The 23,489-nt window shown below is 70.7% G+C and carries 25 protein-coding genes; 9 read left to right on the top strand and 16 right to left on the bottom strand.

The window, feature by feature from the left end; genetic code table 11:
- Positions 1–54: 54 nt before the first annotated feature.
- Together AC2IPW_RS10765 and AC2IPW_RS10760 are read left to right on the top strand one after the other, a co-directional pair.
- The gene (locus AC2IPW_RS10765) at positions 55–1,386 is read left to right on the top strand and encodes an alpha/beta hydrolase (RefSeq protein WP_486376848.1); all 1,332 of its coding nucleotides are present in this window, start codon (positions 55–57) and stop codon (positions 1,384–1,386) included.
- Entirely contained in the window at positions 1,383–3,869 is a 2,487-nt protein-coding gene (locus AC2IPW_RS10760) for a bifunctional lysylphosphatidylglycerol flippase/synthetase MprF (RefSeq protein WP_486376991.1), read from the top strand. Before AC2IPW_RS10765 ends, AC2IPW_RS10760 begins: the two co-directional genes overlap by 4 nt.
- Before the next feature lie 12 nt (positions 3,870–3,881).
- On the opposite strand, the gene AC2IPW_RS10755 is transcribed toward AC2IPW_RS10760, so the two are convergent.
- The gene (locus AC2IPW_RS10755; RefSeq protein ID WP_003935645.1) at positions 3,882–4,055 is read right to left on the bottom strand and encodes a hypothetical protein; all 174 of its coding nucleotides are present in this window, start codon (positions 4,053–4,055) and stop codon (positions 3,882–3,884) included.
- A gap of 217 nt (positions 4,056–4,272) precedes the next feature.
- On the opposite strand from AC2IPW_RS10755, the gene AC2IPW_RS10750 reads away from it, so the two are divergent.
- From AC2IPW_RS10750 to AC2IPW_RS10740, 3 genes are read left to right on the top strand one after another with little or no spacing between them, the layout of a single operon-like run.
- Positions 4,273–4,869 carry a biotin transporter BioY gene (locus AC2IPW_RS10750; RefSeq protein ID WP_371383056.1) on the top strand — a complete coding sequence of 199 codons (597 nt, stop codon included), beginning with the start codon at positions 4,273–4,275 and terminating at the stop codon, positions 4,867–4,869.
- 22 nt (positions 4,870–4,891) lie between these two features.
- Complete coding sequence (locus tag AC2IPW_RS10745) at positions 4,892–5,572, top strand: energy-coupling factor ABC transporter ATP-binding protein (protein WP_486376847.1); 681 nt, start codon at positions 4,892–4,894, stop codon at positions 5,570–5,572.
- The gene (locus AC2IPW_RS10740; RefSeq protein WP_486376846.1) at positions 5,569–6,174 is read left to right on the top strand and encodes an energy-coupling factor transporter transmembrane component T family protein; all 606 of its coding nucleotides are present in this window, start codon (positions 5,569–5,571) and stop codon (positions 6,172–6,174) included. The genes AC2IPW_RS10745 and AC2IPW_RS10740 overlap by 4 nt, the downstream gene beginning before the upstream one ends.
- Positions 6,175–6,189: 15 nt before the next feature.
- Here the strand turns inward: AC2IPW_RS10740 and pspM are convergent, their stop codons facing one another.
- The 5 genes from pspM to pgsA all read right to left on the bottom strand — a co-directional run bounded on the left by pspM (position 6,190) and on the right by pgsA (position 9,753).
- Entirely contained in the window at positions 6,190–6,999 is an 810-nt protein-coding gene (gene pspM, locus AC2IPW_RS10735; RefSeq protein WP_003935649.1) for a phage shock envelope stress response protein PspM, read from the bottom strand.
- A 40-nt stretch (positions 7,000–7,039) separates the two neighbouring features.
- Complete coding sequence (locus tag AC2IPW_RS10730; protein WP_003935651.1) at positions 7,040–7,855, bottom strand: PspA/IM30 family protein; 816 nt, start codon at positions 7,853–7,855, stop codon at positions 7,040–7,042.
- A gap of 194 nt (positions 7,856–8,049) precedes the next feature.
- Positions 8,050–8,445 (bottom strand): helix-turn-helix domain-containing protein, encoded by a 396-nt coding sequence (locus AC2IPW_RS10725; RefSeq protein WP_003935652.1) that lies wholly within the window; start codon positions 8,443–8,445, stop codon positions 8,050–8,052.
- 146 nt (positions 8,446–8,591) lie between these two features.
- Positions 8,592–9,092: a CinA family protein gene (locus AC2IPW_RS10720; protein WP_486376845.1), complete on the bottom strand. Its 501-nt coding sequence runs from the start codon at positions 9,090–9,092 to the stop codon at positions 8,592–8,594.
- A 4-nt stretch (positions 9,093–9,096) separates the two neighbouring features.
- A complete protein-coding gene (pgsA, locus tag AC2IPW_RS10715; protein WP_486376844.1) occupies positions 9,097–9,753 on the bottom strand; it encodes a CDP-diacylglycerol--glycerol-3-phosphate 3-phosphatidyltransferase in 657 nt (218 codons plus the stop codon).
- Positions 9,754–9,885: 132 nt separating this feature from the next.
- Between pgsA and AC2IPW_RS10710 the strand changes: the two genes are divergently transcribed.
- Both AC2IPW_RS10710 and AC2IPW_RS10705 read left to right on the top strand, forming a co-directional pair.
- Positions 9,886–10,413 carry an amino-acid N-acetyltransferase gene (locus tag AC2IPW_RS10710; RefSeq protein WP_003935655.1) on the top strand — a complete coding sequence of 176 codons (528 nt, stop codon included), beginning with the start codon at positions 9,886–9,888 and terminating at the stop codon, positions 10,411–10,413.
- 36 nt (positions 10,414–10,449) lie between these two features.
- Positions 10,450–10,734: a YciI family protein gene (locus AC2IPW_RS10705; RefSeq protein WP_003935656.1), complete on the top strand. Its 285-nt coding sequence runs from the start codon at positions 10,450–10,452 to the stop codon at positions 10,732–10,734.
- A gap of 21 nt (positions 10,735–10,755) precedes the next feature.
- On the opposite strand, the gene AC2IPW_RS10700 is transcribed toward AC2IPW_RS10705, so the two are convergent.
- From AC2IPW_RS10700 to thyX, 6 genes are all read right to left on the bottom strand, one after another.
- On the bottom strand, positions 10,756–11,742 hold the full coding sequence (locus tag AC2IPW_RS10700; RefSeq protein WP_003935657.1) for a TerC family protein: 987 nt from the start codon (positions 11,740–11,742) through the stop codon (positions 10,756–10,758).
- Positions 11,743–11,949: 207 nt separating this feature from the next.
- On the bottom strand, positions 11,950–14,616 hold the full coding sequence (locus AC2IPW_RS10695) for a DNA translocase FtsK (protein WP_486376843.1): 2,667 nt from the start codon (positions 14,614–14,616) through the stop codon (positions 11,950–11,952).
- A 90-nt stretch (positions 14,617–14,706) separates the two neighbouring features.
- Positions 14,707–15,330 (bottom strand): TIGR03085 family metal-binding protein, encoded by a 624-nt coding sequence (locus tag AC2IPW_RS10690; protein ID WP_486376842.1) that lies wholly within the window; start codon positions 15,328–15,330, stop codon positions 14,707–14,709.
- Between the two features lie 53 nt (positions 15,331–15,383).
- Positions 15,384–17,072, bottom strand: coding sequence for a ribonuclease J (locus tag AC2IPW_RS10685; RefSeq protein ID WP_003935660.1), 1,689 nt, complete (start codon positions 17,070–17,072; stop codon positions 15,384–15,386).
- Positions 17,073–17,197: 125 nt separating this feature from the next.
- The gene (dapA, locus tag AC2IPW_RS10680; RefSeq protein WP_010592676.1) at positions 17,198–18,106 is read right to left on the bottom strand and encodes a 4-hydroxy-tetrahydrodipicolinate synthase; all 909 of its coding nucleotides are present in this window, start codon (positions 18,104–18,106) and stop codon (positions 17,198–17,200) included.
- A 49-nt stretch (positions 18,107–18,155) separates the two neighbouring features.
- The gene (gene thyX, locus AC2IPW_RS10675; RefSeq protein ID WP_486376841.1) at positions 18,156–18,911 is read right to left on the bottom strand and encodes an FAD-dependent thymidylate synthase; all 756 of its coding nucleotides are present in this window, start codon (positions 18,909–18,911) and stop codon (positions 18,156–18,158) included.
- 190 nt (positions 18,912–19,101) lie between these two features.
- Here thyX and AC2IPW_RS10670 point away from each other — a divergent pair, with 190 nt between their 5' ends.
- Positions 19,102–19,629: a toxin-antitoxin system HicB family antitoxin gene (locus AC2IPW_RS10670; RefSeq protein WP_486376840.1), complete on the top strand. Its 528-nt coding sequence runs from the start codon at positions 19,102–19,104 to the stop codon at positions 19,627–19,629.
- Between the two features lie 60 nt (positions 19,630–19,689).
- Positions 19,690–20,127 carry an SRPBCC family protein gene (locus AC2IPW_RS10665; RefSeq protein WP_054373511.1) on the top strand — a complete coding sequence of 146 codons (438 nt, stop codon included), beginning with the start codon at positions 19,690–19,692 and terminating at the stop codon, positions 20,125–20,127.
- Positions 20,128–20,150: 23 nt separating this feature from the next.
- On the opposite strand, the gene AC2IPW_RS10660 is transcribed toward AC2IPW_RS10665, so the two are convergent.
- The 4 genes from AC2IPW_RS10660 to AC2IPW_RS10645 all read right to left on the bottom strand — a co-directional run bounded on the left by AC2IPW_RS10660 (position 20,151) and on the right by AC2IPW_RS10645 (position 23,407).
- A complete protein-coding gene (locus tag AC2IPW_RS10660; RefSeq protein ID WP_486376839.1) occupies positions 20,151–20,633 on the bottom strand; it encodes a flavodoxin family protein in 483 nt (160 codons plus the stop codon).
- A gap of 114 nt (positions 20,634–20,747) precedes the next feature.
- Positions 20,748–21,224 carry a hypothetical protein gene (locus tag AC2IPW_RS10655; protein ID WP_003935666.1) on the bottom strand — a complete coding sequence of 159 codons (477 nt, stop codon included), beginning with the start codon at positions 21,222–21,224 and terminating at the stop codon, positions 20,748–20,750.
- Positions 21,221–21,976: a 4-hydroxy-tetrahydrodipicolinate reductase gene (dapB, locus tag AC2IPW_RS10650; protein WP_486376838.1), complete on the bottom strand. Its 756-nt coding sequence runs from the start codon at positions 21,974–21,976 to the stop codon at positions 21,221–21,223. Before dapB ends, AC2IPW_RS10655 begins: the two co-directional genes overlap by 4 nt.
- An 81-nt stretch (positions 21,977–22,057) precedes the next feature.
- The gene (locus tag AC2IPW_RS10645) at positions 22,058–23,407 is read right to left on the bottom strand and encodes a M16 family metallopeptidase (RefSeq protein WP_003935667.1); all 1,350 of its coding nucleotides are present in this window, start codon (positions 23,405–23,407) and stop codon (positions 22,058–22,060) included.
- Between the last annotated feature and the right edge of the window lie 82 nt (positions 23,408–23,489).

Raw genomic sequence — 23,489 nt, 5'->3', positions numbered from 1 at the left:
TCCACTATCGCCGATCCCGGTGCGCCGGTGGGAGCCTCGCGCATACTGGAGGTCGTGTCGTGGTCCGGACTCGTCGAGGCAGCGCTCGACGTGCGATTGACCACGACGGCCGCCGCCGTGGTGTTCGTCGTCCTCACCCTCGGCGGTTTCACCGTGCTCCTCGCACGCCGGAGCCGCCGATGGCTCGTCGTGTGGGTTCCCGTGGCCGTCGCTTCCGCGGTCGTGCTCGTGCTCGCGGCGGCCGTGCTCGTCGAGCAGGTGTGGCGACCGTTTCCGGACCGACTGCCACGCTCGGTGTACGTGTGGTCCGGCCTGGCGGTCCTCGCGATCGCGCTCGGCGCCGGCCGGTGGGTCGTCCGGCACCGGGACCGGCGACCGCTGGCCGCGGCCGGTCTCGTCGTGGCCGTCGTGGCGGTGGTGGTGGCCGCCGCGGGTCAGGTCAACGCGGTGTACGACGCCTATCCGACGGTGCGTGCGGCCCTGGGTCTGAGTAACTACCGCACGGTGCCGCTCGCCGAGGCCCTGGGCCCGGCGACAGCGACGATCGACCGGCGACCGCTGTCGGAGAACTGGACACCGCCCGGCGACCTGCCGAAAACCGGGGCCGTGACGACCGCACGGATACCGGGGGCTGTCTCCGGATTCCGTGCGCGGGACGCGCGAATCTACCTCCCCCCGGCGTACTTCGCCGACCCGCGACCCGAGCTGCCCGTGCTGGTGCTGCTGGCCGGCCAGCCCGGTGGCACCGAGGACTGGCTCGTCGGCGGACGGTTGACACAGATCATGGACGCCTACGCGGCGGAGCACGACGGTCTCGCACCCGTCGTCGTGCTGGCCGACGGAACCGGCGGGCAGTTCGACAACCCGCTGTGCGTCGACTCGCATCTCGGCAACGTGGCGACGTACCTGACCGTCGACGTGCCGGCCTGGGTGCGCGGGCAGCTGCAGGTCGACCCCGATCCGTCCGGATGGGCGATCGGCGGCTTCTCCTACGGCGGGACGTGCGCCCTGCAGCTGGCGACCACCCGGCCCGACGTCTACCCGACCTTCCTCGACCTGTCGGGACAGGCGGAACCCACTATCGGAGACCGGGACCGCACCGTCCGGGAGGTGTTCGGCGGCGACGCGGCCGCCTTTGCGCGCAACAACCCGGCCGAGTTGCTGACCCGCAACCGGTACCCCGGATCGGCGGGTGTCTTCGTCGTCGGTCTCGACGACCGCGAATATCGTTCCGGACTGGAGCAACTGACGACAGCGGCCGCGGCCGCCGGAATGGACGTCCACCTGACGGAGCTGCCCGGCGCACACAGCTTCGCGGTGTGGTCGGCCGGACTGGAGAAGGAGTTACCGTGGCTCAGCCGACGACTCGGCCTCGTCGCTCGATGACGGCGCGTGCCGGCCGGGTGCTGCGCCGGGCTCCGGTGTCCCTGACCTTGCTCGCGGTGATCTGGGTGGCCGGACTCGTCGCCGGTTCGGTGCTGCACGGCCCGTCGCGCGAGCTGGCCCTCCAGATCTCGCTGGGCACCGGCAGCATCGGCGAGGGCCGCGTGTGGGTGCTGTGGACCTCCGGGCTGTTCGCCTCCGGTCTCGGCGAGTACGTTCTCGCGACCGCGGCGATTCTTGCGGTCGCCGTGCCCGTCGAGAACCGGATCGGTGCCCGCAGGTTCGCGGTGGCCGCCATCGTCTCGCAGGGCACAGGGGCCGCGCTCGCGCTCGTCGTGGCGCTGCTCGCGTCTTCCGTGCCGAACTCGTGGGGCTTCGCACTGCACGGTCACCTGATCGAGGACCCGCTGCCGTGGATCCTGGGCACCCTGCTCGCGGCCACCGCGGCGATGGGCACACTGTGGCGTCGCCGTATTCGCACCCTGCTGCTGGCGTTCCTCGTCACGACCGCGCTGTTCGCCGGCCACCTGCAGGACGTCACCCGCCTCTGTGCGGCGCTGACGGGGCTGTTCCTCGGTCCGGTGCTGTTCGGGCGGGCCGCCCGCGGTCCGGCACTCGGCGGCACGGTGCGGGAGCGCCGCACCCTGGTGGCGCTCGTCGTGGCGGCGAGCGTCCTCGGGCCCGTCCTCGCGGCGTTCTCCCCCCACGCCATCGGCCCGCTGTCCGCGCTGCGCGAGCTTTTCGACCAGGTCCCCTACACCGCACGGGAGCTGGTCGACGTCTGCGCGGACCCGGCGTTGCGTGACGAGTGCCGCAAGGGGCAGCAGGCGCTGCGCCTGTCGGGCATCGGGCCCCTGGTGATGAACCTCATGCCGTCGGCGGTGCTGCTGGTCGGAGCGGAGGGTCTGCGCCGTGGGCGTCGCGCGGCCTGGCTGCTGTCGGTGTGGGGACATGCCGCACTGATCGCCGTGGCCACAGTGAGCGTGATCGTGCAGGTCACCGAGCAGGACGAGACCCGCTCGCTGCTGCACGGCGCGCGCCGCAGCAGCTCGGTCTCCACGGAACTCGCCCCGCTGCTCGCCCTCGTCGCGGTGCTCGTACTGCTGCTGGCGACCCGGCGGTTGTTCGGCGTGCGGGCACCGCGTGGCACCTATCCCCGCGTGTGGCTGGGCACCGGGGCCGCCGCAGGCGTCGCCCTCGTGGCCTACGTTGCGCTGGGAACTCTTCTCTCCGACGACTTCGACCGCGATCCGGGCATGGGCACGCTGCTGCGCGACGCGCCGCGGCGGCTCGTCCCGCCGGTGTACCTGCAGTTGTTCGAACCGCCCGTGCTGCCGCTGACATCGCCCGCCACGCTGCTGTTCGAGTGGGCCGGAGTCGTCGTGTGGGTCACGTTCTGCCTGCTGATGCTGCGCAGCTTCGTGGTCCCGGCCGTCGGGCACGATCCGCGCGACGAGCTCCGCGTCCGCGCGCTGCTGCACCACCCGGGGGGTGGTTCCCTGTCCTGGATGACCACGTGGAGCGGCAACCGGTACTGGTTCGCCGACGACGGCCGGCACGCCGTCGCCTACCGGGTGCACTCGGGTGTCGCGCTGACCACCGGTGATCCCGTGGGCGATCCGGCCGACCTCGAGCGGGCGGTCGACGAGTTCGCCACGTACTGTCTCGGCAACGGCTGGACCCCGTGCTTCTACTCCGTCGGGGAGGGCACCGCCGCGATCGGCCGGGACCACGGCTGGAGTTGCCTACGGGTAGCCGAGGAGACGGTGGTGGCGCTGCCCGGCCTCGCCTTCAAGGGCAAGAGGTTCCAGGACGTGCGCACCGCGCTCAACCGCGCCGTCAAGGACGGAGTGCAGGCACGGTGGACGACGTTCACGGAGGCTCCGCTGGCGGTGACGGAACAGATCGTGGAGATCTCCGAGGAGTGGGTCGCCGACAAGGGCCTCCCCGAGATGGGTTTCACCCTCGGCGGGCTCGAGGAGCTGCGCGACCCCGAGGTGCGGCTGCTCCTGGCGATCGACGCGCACGACCGCGTGCACGCGGTGACCTCGTGGCTGCCGGTCTACCGGGACGGCGCCCTGATCGGTCTGACGCTGGACTTCATGCGCCGCCGCTCGGACGGATTCCGTCCCGCGATGGAATTCCTCATCGCCTCCGCCGCGATGTCCGCGCAGGAGGAGGGTCTCGAGTTCCTCAGCTTGTCCGGCGCGCCGCTCGCCGGAACCGACCCGGCCGCCGACGCATTCGACCGCGGCGCACTCGACGCGCTGCTCGATCTGCTGGGCCGCACCCTCGAGCCGGTCTACGGATTCCGGTCCCTGCTCGCCTTCAAGGCGAAGTTCCAGCCGCAGCACCGGCCCATGTACATGGTCTTCCCCGACGCTGCAGCACTGCCCAGGATCGGACTCGCCGTCGGGCATGCGTATCTGCCCGACGTGTCGCTCGGGCAGGGACGCCGGCTGGTCGCACAGTTGCTGCGCAGATGAGCCGGCGTCACCTCACACGCGGGTGATGTGATCGTCCTTGCTGCCGCTCACGGCCTTGTACACCATGTAGCCGCCGAAGATCAGCGCACTCACCACGAGAATTCCGAACAGGTGCTCCGCGAGCGCCCCGATCACCACGAGAGCGATCCACACCAGCGCCACCACACCCACGATCTTCCAGAACATCGCCTACTCCTTGCCTCGTTGCCGTTCGAGGTCGATCCTGACACTCACCGCATCGAAAAACACCAGGTCAACACAGAGATCAGGGAAAGATGGGTGGTTACCCCGAGGCCGGGGCGGCACCGTTGGGGGCCCGGCCCGGAGCGGGGTGGTGACAAGGAGCACGCCGCGGCGGCATACCCTCGACAGGTTCGGTCCCCTCGTCAGAAGGCTGAGAATCGTGTCCTCGACCCGCAGCACGCCCGCCCGCGACCTGGCGCAGATCGCCGTGTTCGCCGCCCTGATCATCGCCCTGGGCCTGCCCGGACAGATCACCGTGGGCTCGTCGGGCGTGCCGATCACGCTGCAGACGCTGGGCGTCATGCTTGCCGGCGCTCTGCTCGGCGTCCGCAAGGGCGTGCTGTCGGTGGCCACGGTGATCGTGCTGGGCCTGGCGCTGCCGGTGCTCGCGGGGGGACGCACCACCCTCACCGCATTGGCCGGGCCCACGGTCGGCTTCCTGCTCGGCTGGCTGCCCGCCGTCGCGGTGATCGGCTGGCTCTCGGCGCGCATGCTGCCCCGCTACCGGGTGCTGCCGGGCATCGCCGTCAACGTGCTCGGCGGCATCGTCGTGCTCTACGTGTTCGGGATCGCCGGCATGCTCGCGCGCACCGATCTCACGCTGTGGGCGGCCCTGAGCGCGAACGCCACCTTCCTGCCCGGTGACCTGCTCAAGGCCGTCGTGGCGGCGGTCGTCGCCGCGCAGGTGCACCGCGCCTACCCCGCCCTGTCGAGCCCGAGCGCACCGGCGCGCCCGGCCGTCGATCCCGCGCAGTAGACGTCTCGCCGGACACGACCGCATGAGCGAGATCCGCTTCCGGCAGGTGGGGCACGCCTACGGGGAGCGCACCGTCCTCGACGGCATCGACGTGACCCTCACCGAGCGGCGCGTCGGGATCGTCGGTGCCAACGGCAGCGGCAAGTCCACTCTGGCCCGGATGATCAACGGACTGGTTGTCCCGACCTCCGGCACGGTGACGGTGGACGGCCTCGACACCGCCCGCAAGGCCCGCGAGGTGCGCCGGCGCGTGGGATTCGTCTTCACCGATCCCGATCATCAGATCGTGATGCCCACCGTCTCGGAGGACGTCGCGTTCTCCCTGCGCCGCAGCGGACTCGGCAAGGACGAGCGCGCGGAACGGGTACGGCGGGTGCTCGCCGACTTCGGGCTGGCCGGGCACCACGACCACCCGAGTCACCTGCTCTCCGGTGGGCAGAAGCAGCTCCTCGCCCTCGCGGCGATCATGGTCACCGAGCCGCGCGTACTGGTGGCGGACGAGCCGACGACACTGCTGGACCTGCGCAACGCCCGGCTGATCGCCCGGACCTTCGCCGCCCTCGAGCAGCAACTGGTCGTGGTCACCCACCATCTGGACCTGCTGGCGGGCTTCGATCGGGTGCTCGTCGTCGACGGCGGCCGCGTCGTCGCCGACGATGCGCCGGGCCCGGCGATCGACTTCTACCGCAGGCTGGTCTCGTGAGCACCCTGGGGCTGTACCACCGTGCGTCGTCACCGATGCACCGGGCACCGGCGGGGCCGAAGCTGCTCGTCACCGCCGCACTCATCGTGGTGCTCACGGTATGGATGCGACAGCCGTGGCAGGTGCCGGTTGCCGCGGCGCTCGTGCTCGGGCTCTACCTGATGGCACGGATCCCGCCCCGTCCCGCACTGCGCCAGCTCCGGCCGCTGCTGTGGATGCTCGTGGTGATCGCGGCGTTCCAGGTGCTGCTCGCCGGCTGGGAGCGGGCGGTGGTGGTGTGCGGCCAGCTGCTGGTCGCGGTGGCCCTGGCCGCGCTTGTCACGCTGACGACCCAGGTGAGCGACATGCTCGACGCGATCGTGACGGGACTTCGTCCGCTCCGCCGGGTCGGCATCGACGCGGAACGGGTGGGCCTGGTACTGGTGATGACCGTGCGGGCCGTCCCGATGCTCGGCACGATCGTTGCGCAGGTCACCGAGGCACGCAAGGCGCGCGGTCTCGGCTTCTCGCTGCGGGCCCTGGCGGTGCCCGTCGTGGTGGGGGCGTTGCTGACTGCCGAGGCGATGGGCGAGGCCCTCGTCGCCCGCGGGCTGGACGACTGAGTCGCCGATGCGGCGTCAGTACCGGTAGCGGCCCTCGATCTGCTGGATCTCCCGCCACGACTGGGCCCAGCCCTCGAGTCGATCCGAGGCCGAGATCAGCTCCGCGCGTTGACGGTCGAGCAGTTCCATCGAGCGGGTTCCGTCCGGGGCCGCCGCGAGCCGCGCGGCGGCGGCGACGAGTTCCTCGAACTGGTCGACGCCCGTGTCGAGCCGCTTCCCGGCGGCCGCGACGGCCGGTCCGAGGTGGGCTTGCGCGGCGGCACTGTCACGGGCCGCGGCTTCGAGCGCGACCACGTCGACCGCGACCGCTTCGAGGGCGGCGGAGGCGTCCCGAGCGGCCGACGCGATCTCCTCGAGGTCGTCGGCGGCGACGGTGCGGGAGCGGGCCAGCACCGACAGCAGCTGGGCAAGACTCTGTTCGTCGCTGGCGAGCCGGGCCATCGGGGCTCGCGCCACGGAACCCGACGGCGGCAGCGCCCGGCGGGCGGGCGCCGGCGGCGGCAGCGCCACGGCGTCGAGACGCCGGAAGGTACGGAATGCGAGTGCGGCGGGCACGACGAGCGCGGCGGTCGTGCCGCCGGTGGCGACGATGGTCCAGTCGGGAGCCGACGCTGCCACCAGGGTCGCCGTGCCGACGCCACCCATTCCGGAGGCGGTGCCGAAGATGCGGGCCCGGCGGCGGGCGCGACGCTTCTTGCGGCGCAACCGGGCTGCGGGGTCGTTCCAGCGGCGTGCCGCCTCGACCACGTTGCCGGTCATGTCCCGGAGCGCGGCCGCGGCCGGACCGGGGAACTGGCCGGTCCGGCCGCGTGCGGGAATGTTCATGACGATGTCGCGTTTCTGCCGTCGGTCCTCGTCGCCGGAGCTACTGAGAGCCGGCGCTGCCCGCCGCCGAGGGCGGTTCCTTGGTCGGGTTGACCGCAGGGGTCGCGGGCGCCGCGGCACCGGGCAGCGCCTCGCCCTTCATGGAGGCCCGGATCTGCTCGAGACGGCTGTGGCCGGCCATCTGGACGGTGGCCTGCTGGACCTCGAGCATCCGGCCGTGCACCGAGTTCTGGGCGAGTTCGGCCGACCCGAGCGCGGTGGCGTAGCGGCGCTCGATCTTCTCGCGGACCGCGTCGAGGCTCGGTGTGGTGCCCGGCGCGGCGAGCGTCGAGTCCATCGAGCGCAGGGACTCGCTCACGCGCTCCTGCATCTTGGCCTGCTCGAGCTGGCTGAGCAGCTTGGTGCGCTCGGCCACTTTCTGCTGCAGCGCCATCGCGTTCTGCTCGACGGCCTTCTTCGCCTGGGCCGCGGCCTGCAGAGACTGGTCGTGCAGGACCTTCAGGTCTTCGACGGACTGCTCGGCGGTGACGAGCTGGGCCGCGAAGGCCTCCGCGGCGTTCGTGTACTGGATGGCCTTCTCGGTGTCTCCGGCGGCGTTGGCCTGGTCGGCCATGAGCACGGCCTGTCGCGCGCTTGCGTTCAGCTTCTCGACCTCGTCCAGCTGACGGTTGAGCTTCATCTCCAGCTGACGCTGGTTGCCGATGACGGACGCGGCCTGCTGGGACAGCGCCTGGTGCTGACGCTGCGCATCCTCGATCGCCTGCTGAATCTGGACCTTCGGATCGGCCTTCTCATCGATCTTGGAGTTGAACAGTGCCATCAGGTACTTCCAACCCTTGACGAACGGATTAGCCATGGGTGTGATCCTGCCTCCATCTGGTACGCCGCGGCGAACGCGACCCGATGCACGGCCCTCGCGCACCGTTTCCGGACGGCCCTGGGATCCCCGCAGACCCGGCCGTCGTGTGTCCCGAGCCACCCCCCGGTGGTGACCCGGAGTGTGTCGCTTTCGGCCGCGTCCGGCCAGGCCGGCGCGGTCCGACCTCCATGTTATGCGGCAGCCAGCGCACGTGCTGCCGGCGGCGGGATCACCACCCGCGTGTCCTGCGCGACGAGTGCCGCGTGCTCGGCGGCGAGGGCCTCCGCGTCGCGGGGCGCCGGCTCGGCCCCGAGACCCGCCGCACCCACCGGGGTCCGGCCGCGGGCCGGAACCGCATCGGCGAGCGACTCGCTGACGTCGAAGAGCACGTCGGACAAGGGCACGTCGAGGGCGTCGCAGATCGCGGCGAGCAGTTCGCTCGACGCCTCCTTGCGTCCGCGTTCGATTTCGGAGAGGTAGCCGAGGCTGACCCGGGCGCTGCTGGAGACCTCACGCAGGGTGCGGCTCTGCGAAACGCGGGTGCGCCGAAGGCTGTCACCGATTGCCTCACGCAACAACAGCGCCATCCCATCCTCCTTCGTCCGTCGTCGCTCATCCCGTCAACGCACGACGCACGTCGCCGGGTTCCCGGCTCCCCGCCCGGGCACGAAAACCCCTGCCGGGCGCGGCTCCGCACGGGTCCGGTTACCACCGGTACCGCGGTGTCAAGACACTACATCCCCGCGGCGGCGTGCACGCGGGTGAGTAGGCCCGACACGGCGGCGCGGGTAGCACCGGTCCGGATGTCCCACCGGTCACCGGACACCGACGGCCGGGTGACCACCGTGCCACCCGGTCCGGCGATCCCGACGTACAGCGTGCCCGGCGGATGCCCGTCCTGCGGGTCCGGCCCGGCCACGCCGGTGACGCCCACGCCCCACGTCGCTGCGCAGCGCTCCGCGGCGCCCTCGGCCAACGCCGCGGCCGTGAACTCGGAGACCGGCCCGTCCACCGCGAGCCGGCCCGCGTCCACCCCGGCCAGGGTGGACTTGAGGTCGGTGGCGTAGACGATCAGTCCGCCGCGCAGCACCACGCTCGCACCGGGTACCCCGGCGATCGTCGCGGCAATCAGCCCGGCCGTGAGGGATTCCGCCGTGGCCACCGTCTGCCGCTGTGCGGCCAGGGCCGCGACCAGTTCCGCGGCCGCGGTGCCGGGAACGAGGGGGTCGGGCACCGCCTCACTCCCCGTGCTGGTGCTCGACGCGGTGCACTCCGGCGCGCAGCCGCACCGCCTGGACCACGTAGTCGATGCCGGTGCCCACCGTGAGGATCACCGCCAGCCCCATCAGCGCGACAGCGAACGGCGCTGCCGCCGCCGGCAGCGGCAGCAGGTACAGCACGATCGCGAGGGACTGGAACAGGGTCTTGGCCTTGCCGCCGCGGCTCGCGGGGATCACCGCGTGCCGCAACACGAAGAAGCGCAGTGCGGTGACGCCGAGTTCGCGTGCCGCGATGATGCCGGTCACCCACCACGACAGGTCACCGAGCAGCGACAGGCCCACGAGGGCGGCGCCGATGAGGGCCTTGTCGGCGATCGGATCGGCAAGCTTGCCGAAATCGGTCACGAGCCCGTGTTTGCGCGCGAGCTGCCCGTCGATCCGGTCGGTGATCGCCGCGACGGCGAACACGGCCGTGGCGGTGAGGCGCCACGCGACATCGTGGCCGTCGCCGGCGAACAACGCCAGCAGGAACACCGGCACCAGAGCGATCCGCAGCATGGTGAGGATGTTGGCGATGTTCCACAGCGGCACCGGCTCCGCGGCCGCGGGCGCGTGGGGCCCGGGGGCCGCCGCGGCCCCGCCGGTCCCGGCCACCTCGGGATGCGGCGCGCTCACACCGGCCTCCCCGCGGCGGACGGCGCCGCGGGACGACGCGGACCCGGGTCCGCCGGGGCGACACGTGAGCATGGGGATCCGACCGGCACACGGACACAATATCGGTAGAGCGACCGGCTACTGTTCACCACTATGAATTCGCGGACGACGGACCCGGAGACCCACGACCGCATTGTCGTGCGACGTGCGCGAACCGGTGACATTCCGGAGATCAAGCGACTGGTCGACATCTATGCGGGCAAGATCCTCCTGGAGAAGAATCTCGTCACCCTGTACGAGTCCGTGCAGGAGTTCTGGGTGGCCGAGACAGCGGGCACCGTCGTCGGCTGCGGGGCCTTGCACGTGCTGTGGTCCGACCTGGGTGAGATCCGCACCGTCGCGGTGGATCCGCGGGTCAAGGGCCGTGGAGTCGGCCACCTCGTCGTCGCCCACCTGATCGAAGTCGCCCGCGAACTCGAGTTGGAGCGCCTGTTCGTGCTCACCTTCGAGGTCGAGTTCTTCGGCCGGCACGGATTCACGGAGATCGACGGCACTCCCGTGACCGCCGAGGTGTACGCGGAGATGTGCCGTTCCTACGACACCGGTGTGGCCGAGTTCCTGGACCTGAGCTACGTCAAACCGAACACCCTCGGAAACACCCGGATGCTGCTCTCGCTCTGAGCCGCGTCCGCCCCACCACCACGAATGCGAGGATCCATGCCGCTGTTCGCTGTCGAGTACACCTACTCCGAAGCCACCACCGATGGCCGCGACGAGCACCGGCCCGCCCACCGGGGCTGGCTCGGCGAACTAGTCGACGCCGGGACGGTGCGGGCGACCGGTCCGTGGGCCGACGGATCGGGCGCGCTGATCGTCGTCGAGGCTGCGGACGAGCCGGCGGTGCGCGAGGTCATGGCGCAGGATCCCTTCGCTCGTCACGGCCTGGTCGACGCGGTCCGGATCACGGAGTGGCTCCCGGTGATGGGCGTCTTCAACGACTGACGCCCATCACCGGCGGGAAGGTCAGGTGAGGTCGGCCTTCTCGCTGCGCGTCTTGAGCAGGCTCGCCACGGTCGTCACCACGAGCACACCGACGATCACGCCCAGCGACAACCACGTCGAGATCTCCGGCACCGCGACGTGTTCACCGCCGTTGACGAACGACAGCGTGTTCTCGTGCAGCGCGTGGAGCACCAGTTTGATACCGATGAACCCGAGGATCACGGACAGGCCGTAGGACAGGTAGACCAACCGTTCGAGCAGGCCGCCGATGAGGAAGAACAGCTGTCGCAGGCCCATCAGCGCGAATGCATTCGCGGTGAACACCAGGTACGGCTCGCTGGTGAGTCCGTAGATCGCGGGGATCGAGTCGAGCGCGAACAGGATGTCGGTGAAGCCGATGGCGGCCAGAGCGAGCAGCATCGGGGTGGCAAAGCGCTTGCCGTCGATCCGGGTGAACAGCTTGTCGCCGTGGTACTCGTCGGTGGTCGGGTACACCTTGCGGACCAGGGAGACGATCCGGTTCTCCCGCTCCTTCTCGTGCTCGACCTCCTCACCGTGCTCGCGGATCAGCTTGATCGCGGTGTAGATGAGGAATGCGCCGAAGAGGTAGAACACCCAGCTGTAGGCATTGATGGCCGCCGCCCCGACTGCGATGAACGCCCCGCGCATCACGAGTGCCAGGACGATGCCGATGGTGAGTACCTTCTGCTGGTACTCGCGTGGCACCGCGAAGGTCGACATGATGATCACGAAGACGAACAGGTTGTCGACACTGAGAGCCTTCTCGGTGACGTACCCGGCGAAGTACTCGCCGCCGTACGTCGGTCCCCAGATCGCGAACACCACGACGCCGAACACCACGGCGAGGCCGATGAACACCGCCGACCAGAAGCCGGACTCGCGCAGCGTGGGCGCGTGCGGTTTGCGGACGTGAGCGTAGAAGTCGAAGACGAACAGTCCCAGGATCACCAGGATGGTGACGATCCAGACGAGCGGGGTGACATGCATCTGCAGGCATTCCTCCGGTAGGCACAGCGAACCACCGGAGGTCTCTCCCACCTCGACTCACGGCTCCGGGGAGCAGCTTCGAGGTCGACAGCCCCGGGACGACATCGGTGTCGCACGTGTTGACGGAACTGCCGCGAGTTAGGGGATACTCCCCTCCACTTCGTCCATTCAACCACACACGAGAAGCAGCATCGAACCGTGCTGCTCCTACTCCGCCGGTGCCGGCGCGTCCGCGTCCCCGCCGCCCCGGATGGAGAGCAGCAGGCCGTCGAGTTCGTCCGGCTTGACCAGGACCTCCCGCGCCTTGGAACCTTCGCTGGGGCCGACGACCCCGCGGGTCTCCATCAGATCCATCAGGCGCCCCGCCTTCGCGAACCCGACCCGCAGCTTGCGCTGCAGCATCGATGTCGACCCGAACTGGCTCGACACCACCAGCTCGACCGCCTGCAGGAACACGTCGAGGTCGTCACCGATGTCGGGGTCGACATCCTTCTTCTCGCCGGGTTTCGCCGTGGTGACGCCCTCGGTGTACTCCGGTTCCTTCTGGTTCTTGGCGAAGTCGACGACGGCCGCGATCTCCTCGTCGGTGATGAACGCGCCCTGCATCCGGATCGGCTTGCCGGCACCCATCGGCAGGAACAGGCCGTCGCCCATGCCGATGAGCTTCTCGGCACCGGGCTGGTCGAGGATGACGCGGGAGTCCGTCAGCGACGAGGTGGCGAACGCGAGCCGCGACGGCACGTTCGTCTTGATCAGGCCGGTCACCACGTCGACCGAGGGCCGCTGCGTGGCGAGCACCAGATGAATGCCGGCGGCGCGGGCCTTCTGCGTGATCCGCACGATGGCGTCCTCGACGTCGCGGGGGGCCGTCATCATCAGGTCGGCGAGCTCGTCGACGATCGCGAGGATGTACGGGTACGGCCGGTAGACCCGCTCGCTGCCGAGCGGGGCGGTGATCTCGCCGGACCGGACCTTGGTGTTGAAGTCGTCGATGTGCCGGACGCGGTTGGCCTGCATGTCCTGGTAGCGCTGCTCCATCTCCTCCACCAGCCACGCGAGGGCGGCGGCCGCCTTCTTCGGCTGGGTGATGATGGGCGTGATCAGGTGCGGGATGCCCTCGTACGGCGTGAGCTCGACCATCTTCGGGTCGATGAGGATCATCCGGACCTCGTCCGGGGTGGCACGCACGAGCAGCGACACCAGCATCGAGTTGACGAAACTCGACTTGCCGGAGCCGGTGGAGCCGGCGACGAGCAGATGCGGCATCTTGGCCAGGTTCGCACAGACGAAGTCGCCTTCGATGTCCTTGCCGAGCCCGATCACCAGCGGATGGTGATCCTTGCGCGTCGACGGAGCGGCGAGCACGTCGGCGAGACGCACCAGTTCGCGGTCCGAGTTCGGGACCTCGATGCCCACCGCGGACTTGCCGGGGATCGGCGCGAGCAGGCGGACGTTGTCGGTGGCCACGGCATAGGCGATGTTGCGGGCGAGCGCGGTGATCTTCTCGACCTTCACGCCCGGCCCGAGTTCCACCTCGTACCTGGTGACCGTGGGGCCGCGGGTGAAGCCCGTGACCGCGGCGTCGATCTTGAACTGTTCGAGCACCTCGGTGATGGCCTCGATCATCTGGTCGTTCGCCGAACTGTGCTTCTTGGGCGGATCGCCCTCGAGCAGCAGCCCGAGCGACGGCAGAGCGTAGTCGCCCTCCACCACCCGGTCGGGAACGAGCGGCTCGAGCTTGCCGTCGTCGGAGGACTCCTCGACCGGCGGGGCCGGCGCGGGGGCCGCTTTGGACCGGGCGCGGGGGCGGGGCGGCTCGGGTGCCGGTTCCGGTGCGGGTTGCGGCGCCGGGGGCGCGGCGGGCGCCGGCTCCGGATCCCACACCGGCAGCACCTCGGTGCGGGCGTCGCCGTCGAATTCGTCCGTGGGGTAGTTCTCGACGGGGGTACGCCGCCGGCCCCTGGTCCGCCGCTCGACCGGGTAGCCGTCGGCGTCGAACAGAGTCGGGTCCCGATCGGCGTCGTAGTCGTCGGCGTGGTCCGGGTCGTATGCGCCGTACTCGTCGTCGGCTCGGTAGTGCAGGCCGAAGTACTCGCGGAACATGCCGGGCAGTTCCCGGATCGTCGTGCCGGTGAGCAGCAGGATGCCGAACCCGGCTGCCATCAGCAGCAACGGAACCGACAACCACACCGTCAGGCCGTCGGTGAGGGGCCCGCCCACCAGGTATCCGAGGAAGCCGGCGCCACCCGCCCGGCCCGCACCGTCATTGGGCATGCCCGAGGCGATGTGCCACAGGCCGAGCGCAGGAAGGGCGACGAGCATCGACCCCAGGACGAGCCGGGGCCGGATCTCCGGCCGTGGCTCGGTACGCATGAGGACGACCGCGATCACGAGACCGGTCAGCGGCAGCACCGCGCTGGCGCCGCCGACGACCGCACGGACCGCAGACTCGATCCAGCCGCCGAGCGGGCCGCCGACGGCGAACCAGACGCTGCCGGCGACGACGACGCTCGCGGCGATGAGCCCGAGGGCGATGCCGTCGCGGCGGTGGCCGTGCTCGACCTCCGTCACCCTGCCCACCGTGCGGGTGGTGGCACCCACCCCGCGGGCGATCATCGTCCAGCCGGTGCCGATCCCGCGGCCGAGCGTGTGCAGGACGCCCGGGCGTGACGAACGGGCGGGCGCCTTGCGCCGAGGGGTGGCGGTGCTGCGGGCCGGGCGTCGTGCGGCGGGCTGCCGGCGGGTGGTCGTGGCGGGCTTGCGGGTGCTGCCCTTCGCGCGCGACGCACCCGTGGCCCCGGACGAGCCGCGCGCACTCGACCTCGACCGTGAGGTCGTCGACGACGATCCGCGGGCACCCGACTTTCCTGCCATACCCGTCAGGTTAGTCGCAATGTCCACAACCGAACCATCCGCAACACCGGCATCAGCCGCACGCGGTGGTCACACGGGTGCCGGGACGGATCAGACGCCCCGACCGGACGCGGCGACCTCGGCGACGTCGGCGGCCGGCCCGGTGGTCTCGACGCGCACCTCGTCACGGCCGAAGGCGTGCAGCAACAACTCGGCGGGCTCGCCCCGCAGGATCACGGTCCGCGGACCGCGCCGCCGGACCGTCGCGCGGGTGCCGTCGGGGCGCTCGAACACGACCGTGACGTCGGTGCCGCGGTAACCACGCCGGCCGATCTGCCGGGCCATCTGCCACAGGCGGTCCTGGGTCGACGCGTCGAGCGTCCGCGGCTCCCACCCGGGCGCGGCGCGGCGCACGTCCTCGTGGTGGACGAACATCTCCGCGGCATTGGCGAGTCCGTCGACGAGGTACAACGGCGACCAGACGGGCGGTCCGGACTCGATGTCGGCGAGCAGCTGCTCCCACGGCCGGTCCGCCGCCCCGGCGCGCACCCGCTCGGTGTGCCCGGCCAGGGGCGGCAGGACGATGCCCGGCATCGTGTCGATCCGGCGTTCGCGGACCACGAGATGGGCGGCCAGGTCCCGGGTGGTCCAGTCCCCGCACAGGGTGGGGGCGTCGGGGCCGGTCTGCGTCATGGTGCGGACGAGTGCGTGTCGTTCGTCACGGGCGAGGCTCACCCGGCCCACTGTAGCGCCGGACGGGCCGGACCGTCCGGCGCCGCGGAGTACGGCTACGCCGGGCCCGGAACGGTGATCACCGTCGGCACGATCATCGGCCGGCGCCGGTAGGTGTCGGACACCCAGCGCCCGACGACGCGGCGGATCGCCTGGGCGATGCGATGGGCGTCGTCGATGCCCTCGGCAGCGAGCTCGTTGAGAACCTTGTCCACGAGCTGCGCGGCCTCGGACAGCGCTCCCGGGTCGTCGGAGAAGCCGCGCCCGGACACCCCGGGCGTGCTCACGGCGCGACCGCTCTCGTCCACGGCGACGGAGATGGAGATGAAGCCGCCCTCCCCGAGGATCAGCCGGTCCGACAGGGTGGATTCGCCGACGTCGCCGACGGACAGGCCGTCGACGTAGACGTGGCCGACGGGCACCTGCCCGACGATCTCGGCGAGCCCGTCGACGAGGTCGACGACCACGCCGTCCTCGGCCAGCACGATCCGCTCGCGCGGCACCCCGGTCGCTTCGGCGAGCTTCGCGTTGGCCCGCAGGTGCCGCCATTCCCCGTGCACCGGCATCGCGTTCGTCGGGCGCACCGCGTTGTACAGGTACAGCAGCTCGCCCGCTGAGGCGTGGCCGGAGACGTGCACCTTCGCATTCTGCTGAGTGACGACGGTGGCGCCCCGCTTGGCGAGGCCGTTGACGACCGCGAACACCGAGTTCTCGTTGCCCGGGATCAGCGAGGACGCCAGGACGACGAGGTCGTCGGCCCGGATGTTGATCTGGCGGTGCTCGCCCCGCGCCATCCGGGAGAGTGCGGACAGCGGTTCACCCTGGGAGCCGGTGGAGATCAGCACGAGCCGGTTGTCGGGCAGCGTCGCCGCGGTGTCGAGGTCGACGACGAGCCCGTCCGGCACCCGCAGGTAGCCGAGATCCTGCGCGATCTGCATGTTGCGCACCATCGACCGCCCCACGAAGGCGATGCGGCGGTTGTACCGCTCGGCGACGTCGACGACCTGCTGGATGCGATGCACGTGGCTGGCGAAGGACGCGACGATCACACGCTGGGTGGCCTTACCGATGACATTGTCCAGCACGCCGCCGATTTCGCGTTCCGGCATCACGAAGCCGGGGACCTCGGCGTTGGTGGAGTCGACGAGGAACAGGTCGACTCCCTCGTCGCCGAGCCGGGAGAATCCGGCGAGGTCGGTGAGGCGGCCGTCGAGCGGCAACTGGTCGAGTTTGATGTCGCCGGTGTGCAGCACGAGGCCGGCCTCGGTACGGACGGCGACGGCGAGCGCGTCCGGGATCGAGTGGTTGACGGCGAAGTACTCGCACTCGAACGGCCCGTGCGTGGTCTTGTCGCCCTCGACGACCTCGACGAGGTTGGGGCGCAGCCGGTGCTCGCGGCATTTCGCGGCGACGAGAGCGAGGGTGAATTTCGAACCGACGACCGGGATGTCGGGACGCAGCCGCAACAGGAACGGCACTGCCCCGATGTGGTCCTCGTGCCCGTGGGTCAGGACGACGGCTTCGACGTCGTCCATGCGGTCCTCGATGTGCCGGAAGTCCGGCAGGATGAGGTCGACGCCCGGCTGCTGGTCCTCGGGGAAGAGCACGCCGCAGTCGATGACGAGGAGCTTGCCCTGGTGCTCGAAGACCGTCATGTTGCGGCCGATCTCACCGATGCCGCCGAGCGCGACGACGCGCAGCCCCTTGGGCGGTGCCTTCGGCGGGGTGCCCAGCCGCACGGACATGTCCGCGACCTTGCGCGGATCGGGCCGCTGGGTGTCGGCCGAGTTCTGCACGGTCCGGCGCACCGGCCGGGTGCTGGGCGGTCCGGCGTTGCGGGTGGCGCGGCCCCGGCCGCGCGACGGGCGGCTCACGCGAGCACCCCTGCGGCGTGCAGGTCTGCGGCCAGTGCGTCGATCTGCAGGGAGGTCGGCGCCACCTGGGGCAGGCGAGGCTCGCCGACGTCGAGACCCATCAACCGCAGGCCCGCCTTCGACGCGCTCACCCCCCCGAGGCGGGAGACGGCACGCAGGATCGGCATGAGGCTCAGGTTGATCGCGCGGGCGCGGACGAGATCACCGGCCTGGAAGGCGTCGTACAGCTCCCGCAGGCGGCCGGGCACGAGATGTCCGATGACACTGACGAATCCGACGGCACCGACGGACAGCCACGGGAGGTTGAGCGGGTCGTCTCCGGAGTAGAACTTCAGGTCGGTGGTGCCGATGAGCTCGGCTCCGGCGTTGAGATCGCCCTTGGCGTCCTTGACCGCCACGATGCGGGGATGCTCGGCGAGCCGGCGCAGCGTCTCCGTTTCGATCGGCACGACCGAGCGCGGCGGGATGTCGTAGAGCATGACGGGCAGGTCGGTGGCGTTCGCGACGGCCGTGAAGTGGGCGTAGAGCCCTGCCTGCGGCGGCCGGGAGTAGTACGGGGTGACGACGAGCAGCCCGTGGGCGCCGGCTCGCGCGGCGTCGCGGGCGAGTTCGACGCTGTGGGCGGTGTCGTTGCTGCCGGCGCCGGCGATGATCTTCGCGCGGTCCCCCACCGCGGCGAGCACGGCGCGCATCAGCTCGAGCTTCTCGTTCTCGGTGGTGGTCGGCGATTCGCCGGTGGTCCCCGCGAGAACCAGCGCATCGCAGCCGCCGTCGACCAGATAGGCGGCAAGACGCACACCCGCGTCCACGTCGAGCTTGCCGTCGGCGGTGAACGGGGTCACCATCGCTGTGGCGATGGTGCCGAACGGAAGCTCGACAGCAGAAGCGGAATCACCGTTGGTCATGGTCAGAAGGCTACCGCGTGACCCGGCCTGTTCCACACACACCTGCCGGTCAGGTGTCGGTCGCAAAGGCACCGGCGGCGACCTCGGAACCGTCGGGCAGACGAGTGATGGTGAAGTCGCCGAAGATGTTCGGCGCGGCGTCCTGCAGCTGACGCAGGCACTCGACGGCGAGGCGGCGAATCTCGACGTCGGCGTGCTCGGTCGCGCGCATGGCCACGAAGTGCCGCCAGGACCGATAGTTGCCGGTGACGACGACGCGGGTCTCGGTGGCGTTGGGCAGCACCGATCGCGCGGCCTCACGGGCCTGCTTCGCACGGATCGGCCCCTCGGGCAGATGGGAGAGCTTCTCGTCGAGCGCGTCGAGCAGTTCGATGTACGCGGCCCGGCTGGACTCGGCGGCGGCGAGGAACAGTTCCTCGAGCCGAGGGTCCCCCGCCACCGCCGGCGGGACCACGACCGGAGCGTCGCTGCCGCGGACGAACCGCTGGGACAGCTGGGAATAGGAGAAGTGCCGGTGCCGGATGAGTTCGTGGGTGCAGGACCGGGAGATTCCGGTGATGTAGAAGCTCACCGAACCGTGCTCGAGCACGGACAGGTGCCCGACCGTGAGCAGGTGGCGTAGGTACCCGGCATTGGTCGCCGTGCGGGGGTTCGGCTTGGACCAGCTCTGGTAGCACGCCCGGCCGGCGAACTCGGCGAGTGCCTCTCCCCCGTCGGCGTCGGTTTCCCAGGGCACGTCGGCGGGCGGGACGAACTCGGTCTTGGCCACCAGCCTGACCTCGAGTGTGACTGGCTCGGGCGCCATCGGTTCTCCTCCAGATTGTCGATCCCGTCGAACCCGTCGACCGTAGCGCTGTCGGGCACGGCGCCGTCGCGCACGGCGCCGTCGCGCACGGCGCTGTCGGGCACGGCGCTGTCGGGCACGAGGGTGTCATCGGACGTGAGCTACCGGTCGACGCCTTGATTGACATCACCAGTGACGTCAGAATGATGTCATGAACCTCGATCCGTACCTGGACACGATCACCGACGCCCTCGCCGCCGCCGCCGAACTCGGCGACGAACAGACCCGCCGGACCGCGGCGGCCCTCGCCACAGCGGTCGCCGCACCCGCCCGCCTGGCGCTGCTGCGGGCGCTGTCGGACATGGCGGCGGAGATCTCGAGCGAACTCGGCGACCGGGTGGTCACCGTCCGTCTCGACGGCAGCGACGCGGTGCTCGAGGTGCGCGGGGACGCGCCCTCCGAAACCCCCGGCGCCGACCGGACTTTCGAGGACGTCACCGGAGACATCAGCCGGGTGACCCTGCGGCTCGTCGAACAGATCAAGGCACGCGCCGAGGAGGCCGCGGCCCAGAACGGCGTGTCGCTGAACTCGTGGGTGTCGCAGGCCGTCCAGGGGGCGCTGCGGGAACAGATGCGATATCAGCGCCGCGCCGACGAGCGCGCCACGAGGCGGCCTGACGAGGAGGCCGGACGGGGTCCGTCCGGAACGTCCGAACCGTCCGAGCGTGAGGACGGGTGAGCGGGAGGCGGTGCGGTACATTGCCGACGCACGTCACCCGAAAGCCGAGGAAGTGAGCGCATGGCCGTCAGCAGTTCCAGCAGTTTCGAGATCAAGGCCGACCCGGGTCGCGTGATGGAGGGAATCGCCGCGGTCGACCGGCTGCCGGAGTGGTCGGGGCCCCACAAGACCGTCGTCGTCGAGACCACCCACCCGGACGGCCGCCCCCACCGCGTCCGCATGACCGTGTCCATCATCGGAATCCACGACGAGCAGGTCGTGGACTACTTCTGGAACGGCGACGCGTCGATGTCGTGGACCCTGATCGAGAGCCATCAGCAGCATCAGCAGGACGGCACGTACACGCTGACGGCCACCGAGAGCGGCACCCGGGTCGACTTCACCCTCACGATCGACCCCAAGATTCCGCTGCCCGGCTTCATGGTGAAGAAGGCCCAGAAGATGGCGATGGAGACCGCCGAGAAGGGTTTGACGAAGTTCGTCGAGAAACTGCTCTGAGGCGCCGCGCGGTGTCCGTGCGGTCAGACCTCGTGCGACACGGACACCGCGACGGTCGCTCCGAGCTCGTAGCAGCGCTCCCGGACCTGCGCGTCGATCGGACCGGTGACTTCGAGGTCCTGCGTGACCTGCGCCAGGGCGAGGCCCGTGACGAGCTTGCGCACCGAGGCGACCGCACCCGCGGTGTCGTTGTTGCCGTGGACCCACAACCCGTACGGCCGGCCTGCGATCGCGTCGAGGCACGGGTAGTAGACGGTGTCGAAGAAGTGCTTCAGCGCCCCCGACATGTACCCGAAGTTCGCGGTGGTGCCGAACACGTAGCCGTCGGCGGCGAGCACATCCGGCACCGTCGCGCCGAGCGCGGGCACCGTCCGTACCCGCACACCGACGATGTCGGGGTCGCGCGCCCCGGCGAGCACCGCCTCGAGCAACTCGCGGGTCGACGGGGACGGGGTGTGGTGGACGACGAGCAGCGTGCGCTCGCCGTCGGCGGGAGCCTCGGTCACACCCTGCAGGGTACGTCGCCCGCCGGCCAGTCTCCGTGCCCCCGCCCTCGCCGTCGCAGAGAGCGGACCGAGCCGGGTCCGGACGGTACCGGGGTGATCCGCACGGACGCGTGATCAGTCGGAGGACTGGGTGCGTTCGAGCTTCTCGAGGGCGACCGCCCGGCGCATGGTCTCCCGGGCCCGGCCGCGGTCGCCGGCGTAGTCGTACGCGCGGGCCAGCCGGTACGAGTTGCGCCAGTTGTCCGGGTCGGCTTCCCACTCCTTCTTGACCTGCTCGAACAGGGCGTCGGCGGCGGCGCGGTCGAGCCGCCCCGAGGGTCGGCGCGGCAGATCGCTCACGTCGAGTTCGAGGCCCTCCTCGTGGATCCGGCGGGACAGGTGCTGGTGCTGGAGACCGGCCCGCAGGGTGGCGTAGACGATCCACACGCCCACCAACGGCAGCAGCAGCACGCCGATGCCGAGCCCGACGGCCGCAGCCTCGCCCGAGCGCACCAGTTCGAGCCCACGCCCGCCGAGGAGCACGAAGTAGAACCCCAGCGCGAGGACGATGAAGACGATCGGCGCCAGGACCTTGACCAGGTCGCGCCTCACAGGTCGAGGAGCGGGTCGATGCCGACGGTGAGTCCGGGCCGGCTGCCGATCTCGCGCACGCCGAGCAGCACGCCGGGCGCGAAGGAGGAGCGGTCGGTCGAGTCGTGGCGGATGGTCAGGGTCTCACCCTGGGTGCCGAGCAGCACCTCCTGGTGGGCGACGAGGCCGGCCAGGCGCACGGAGTGCACCCGCACCCCCGCCACGTCGGCGCCGCGGGCACCGTCGAGTTCGGTGGTCGTGGCGTCCGGACTGCGGCCCACGCCGGCCGCGGCGCGGGCTTCGGCAATGAGCGCCGCGGTGCGGTAGGCCGTGCCGGAGGGCGCGTCCGCCTTGTTGGGGTGGTGCAACTCGATGACCTCGACGGAGTCGAAGAACCGTGCGGCGGCCTGCGCGAAGCGCATCGACAGCACGGCACCGATCGCGAAGTTCGGCGCGATCAGGACGCCGACCTCAGGTTTCGCGGCCAGCCAGTCGCGGACCCTGCCCAGTCGTGCCTCGTCGAATCCGGTGGTGCCGACGACCGCGTGGATGCCGTGCTCGACGAGGAACTGCAGATTTCCCATGACCACGTCGGGATGGGTGAAGTCCACCACCACCTGTGCGCGGGAGGTGACGAAGTCGTCGAGGCTGTCGTCCCGGTCGACCGCGGCGACGAGCTCGAGGTCGGTGGCCGCCTCGACGGCCGCGCAGATCGCCTGTCCGACCTTGCCCTTGGCGCCGAGCACACCGACCCGGATTGCTGCTGCGTTCACTGCACTCTCCACGCTTCCTCGTCCGATCCGTCCCGCAGCAGCCTACGCAACCGGACGTCCCTGCCCGTGGTCAGGCTGCGGTCACGCGACGAGGGCGCGCACCGAGGCGGGCAGGTCCCGGGGCCGCCGGTACGGCCCGGCGACGGCCGCAGCGAACGGCCGGTGCAGCAGTTCGGCGGCGACCTCGCGGACCTCCGTCGCGCTCACCGACGAGATCCGCTCGAGTGTCTCGGTGACGCTCCAGTGGGTGCCGTAGCTCAGTTCGCTGCGGCCGATCCGATTCATCCGGGCCCCGGTGTCCTCGAGACCGAGGACCAGCGCACCGCGCAGCGAGCCCTTGGCACGGGCGCACTCGGCCTCGGTGACGCCGTTGTCGGCGACGTCGGTGAGCACCTCACGGACGAGGCCGGCGACCTCGCCGAGGTTCTCGGGCTGGCACCCGGCGTAGACGGAGAACGCACCGGTGTCGGCGAAGGTGTCCACACCGGAGTACACCGAGTAGGCGAGGCCGCGCTGCTCCCGGATCTCCTGGAACAGCCGTGAGCTCAAGCCGCCGCCGACGGCGGCGTTGAGTACCGACAGCGCCCAGCGCCGGGGGTCGTGACGGCCGAAGGACCGCACACCGACCGCCAGGTGCGCCTGCTCGCCGTCGCGGTCGGTGATGCTCAGCGTCGGCGCCGTGCGCAGGCGGAGACTGCCCTCCCGCCGGGGGGCGGCGGTCGCGGCGGGGTCGAGGTGCCCGGCGAAGGCCCGACGGACCAGTTCGACGGTGTGGTCGTGGTCGACGTTGCCGGCGACGGCGACGACCATGCGGTCCGGCGTGTACCGCCGCACGTGGAACGAGTGCAGCTGGGTACGGGTCATCGCCTCGATCGATTCGACCGAACCGATGATGGGCCGGCCGATCGGGTGGTCGCCGTACAGCGCGGTGAGGAAGGCGTCCCCGAGCAGATCCTCGGGATCGTCGTCGCGCATCGCGATCTCCTCGAGGACGACCTGCCGTTCCAGGTCGACGTCGGCGCTGCGGCATCGGCCGCGCAGCACGACGTCGGCGACAAGGTCGACGGCCAGGGACAGGTCGTCGTCGAGCACGTGGGCATAGAAGCAGGTGTGCTCCTTCGAGGTGAACGCGTTGAGTTCACCGCCGACGCCGTCGACGAGTTCGGCGATGTCGAGCGCCGTCCGGGTGGGGGTGGCCTTGAACAGCAGGTGTTCGAGGAAGTGGGCCGCACCGGCGACGGAGGGCTGCTCGTCGCGGGAGCCGACGCCCACCCAGACACCCACGGCGGCCGAACGCACGCCGGGCACGTGCTCGGTGACGACGCGCAGACCTCCGGGCAGGAGGGTGCGTCGCACCCCGGCGTCGGGCTCGGTGGGCGCCGATGTGGATACGGCGACGGACGGGGCGGCGGAGCGGCGGGTGGCAGCCATGAAGATGTTCGACGGTCCTACAGGCGAGTGGGTGTGCTGGACGGAACATCTCACACTACACGCGGCGCTCTCCGGCCGATCC

Source organism: Rhodococcus sp. NS-SX18, from assembly GCF_057367935.1.
This window is presented reverse-complemented; position numbering and strand designations above follow the sequence as displayed.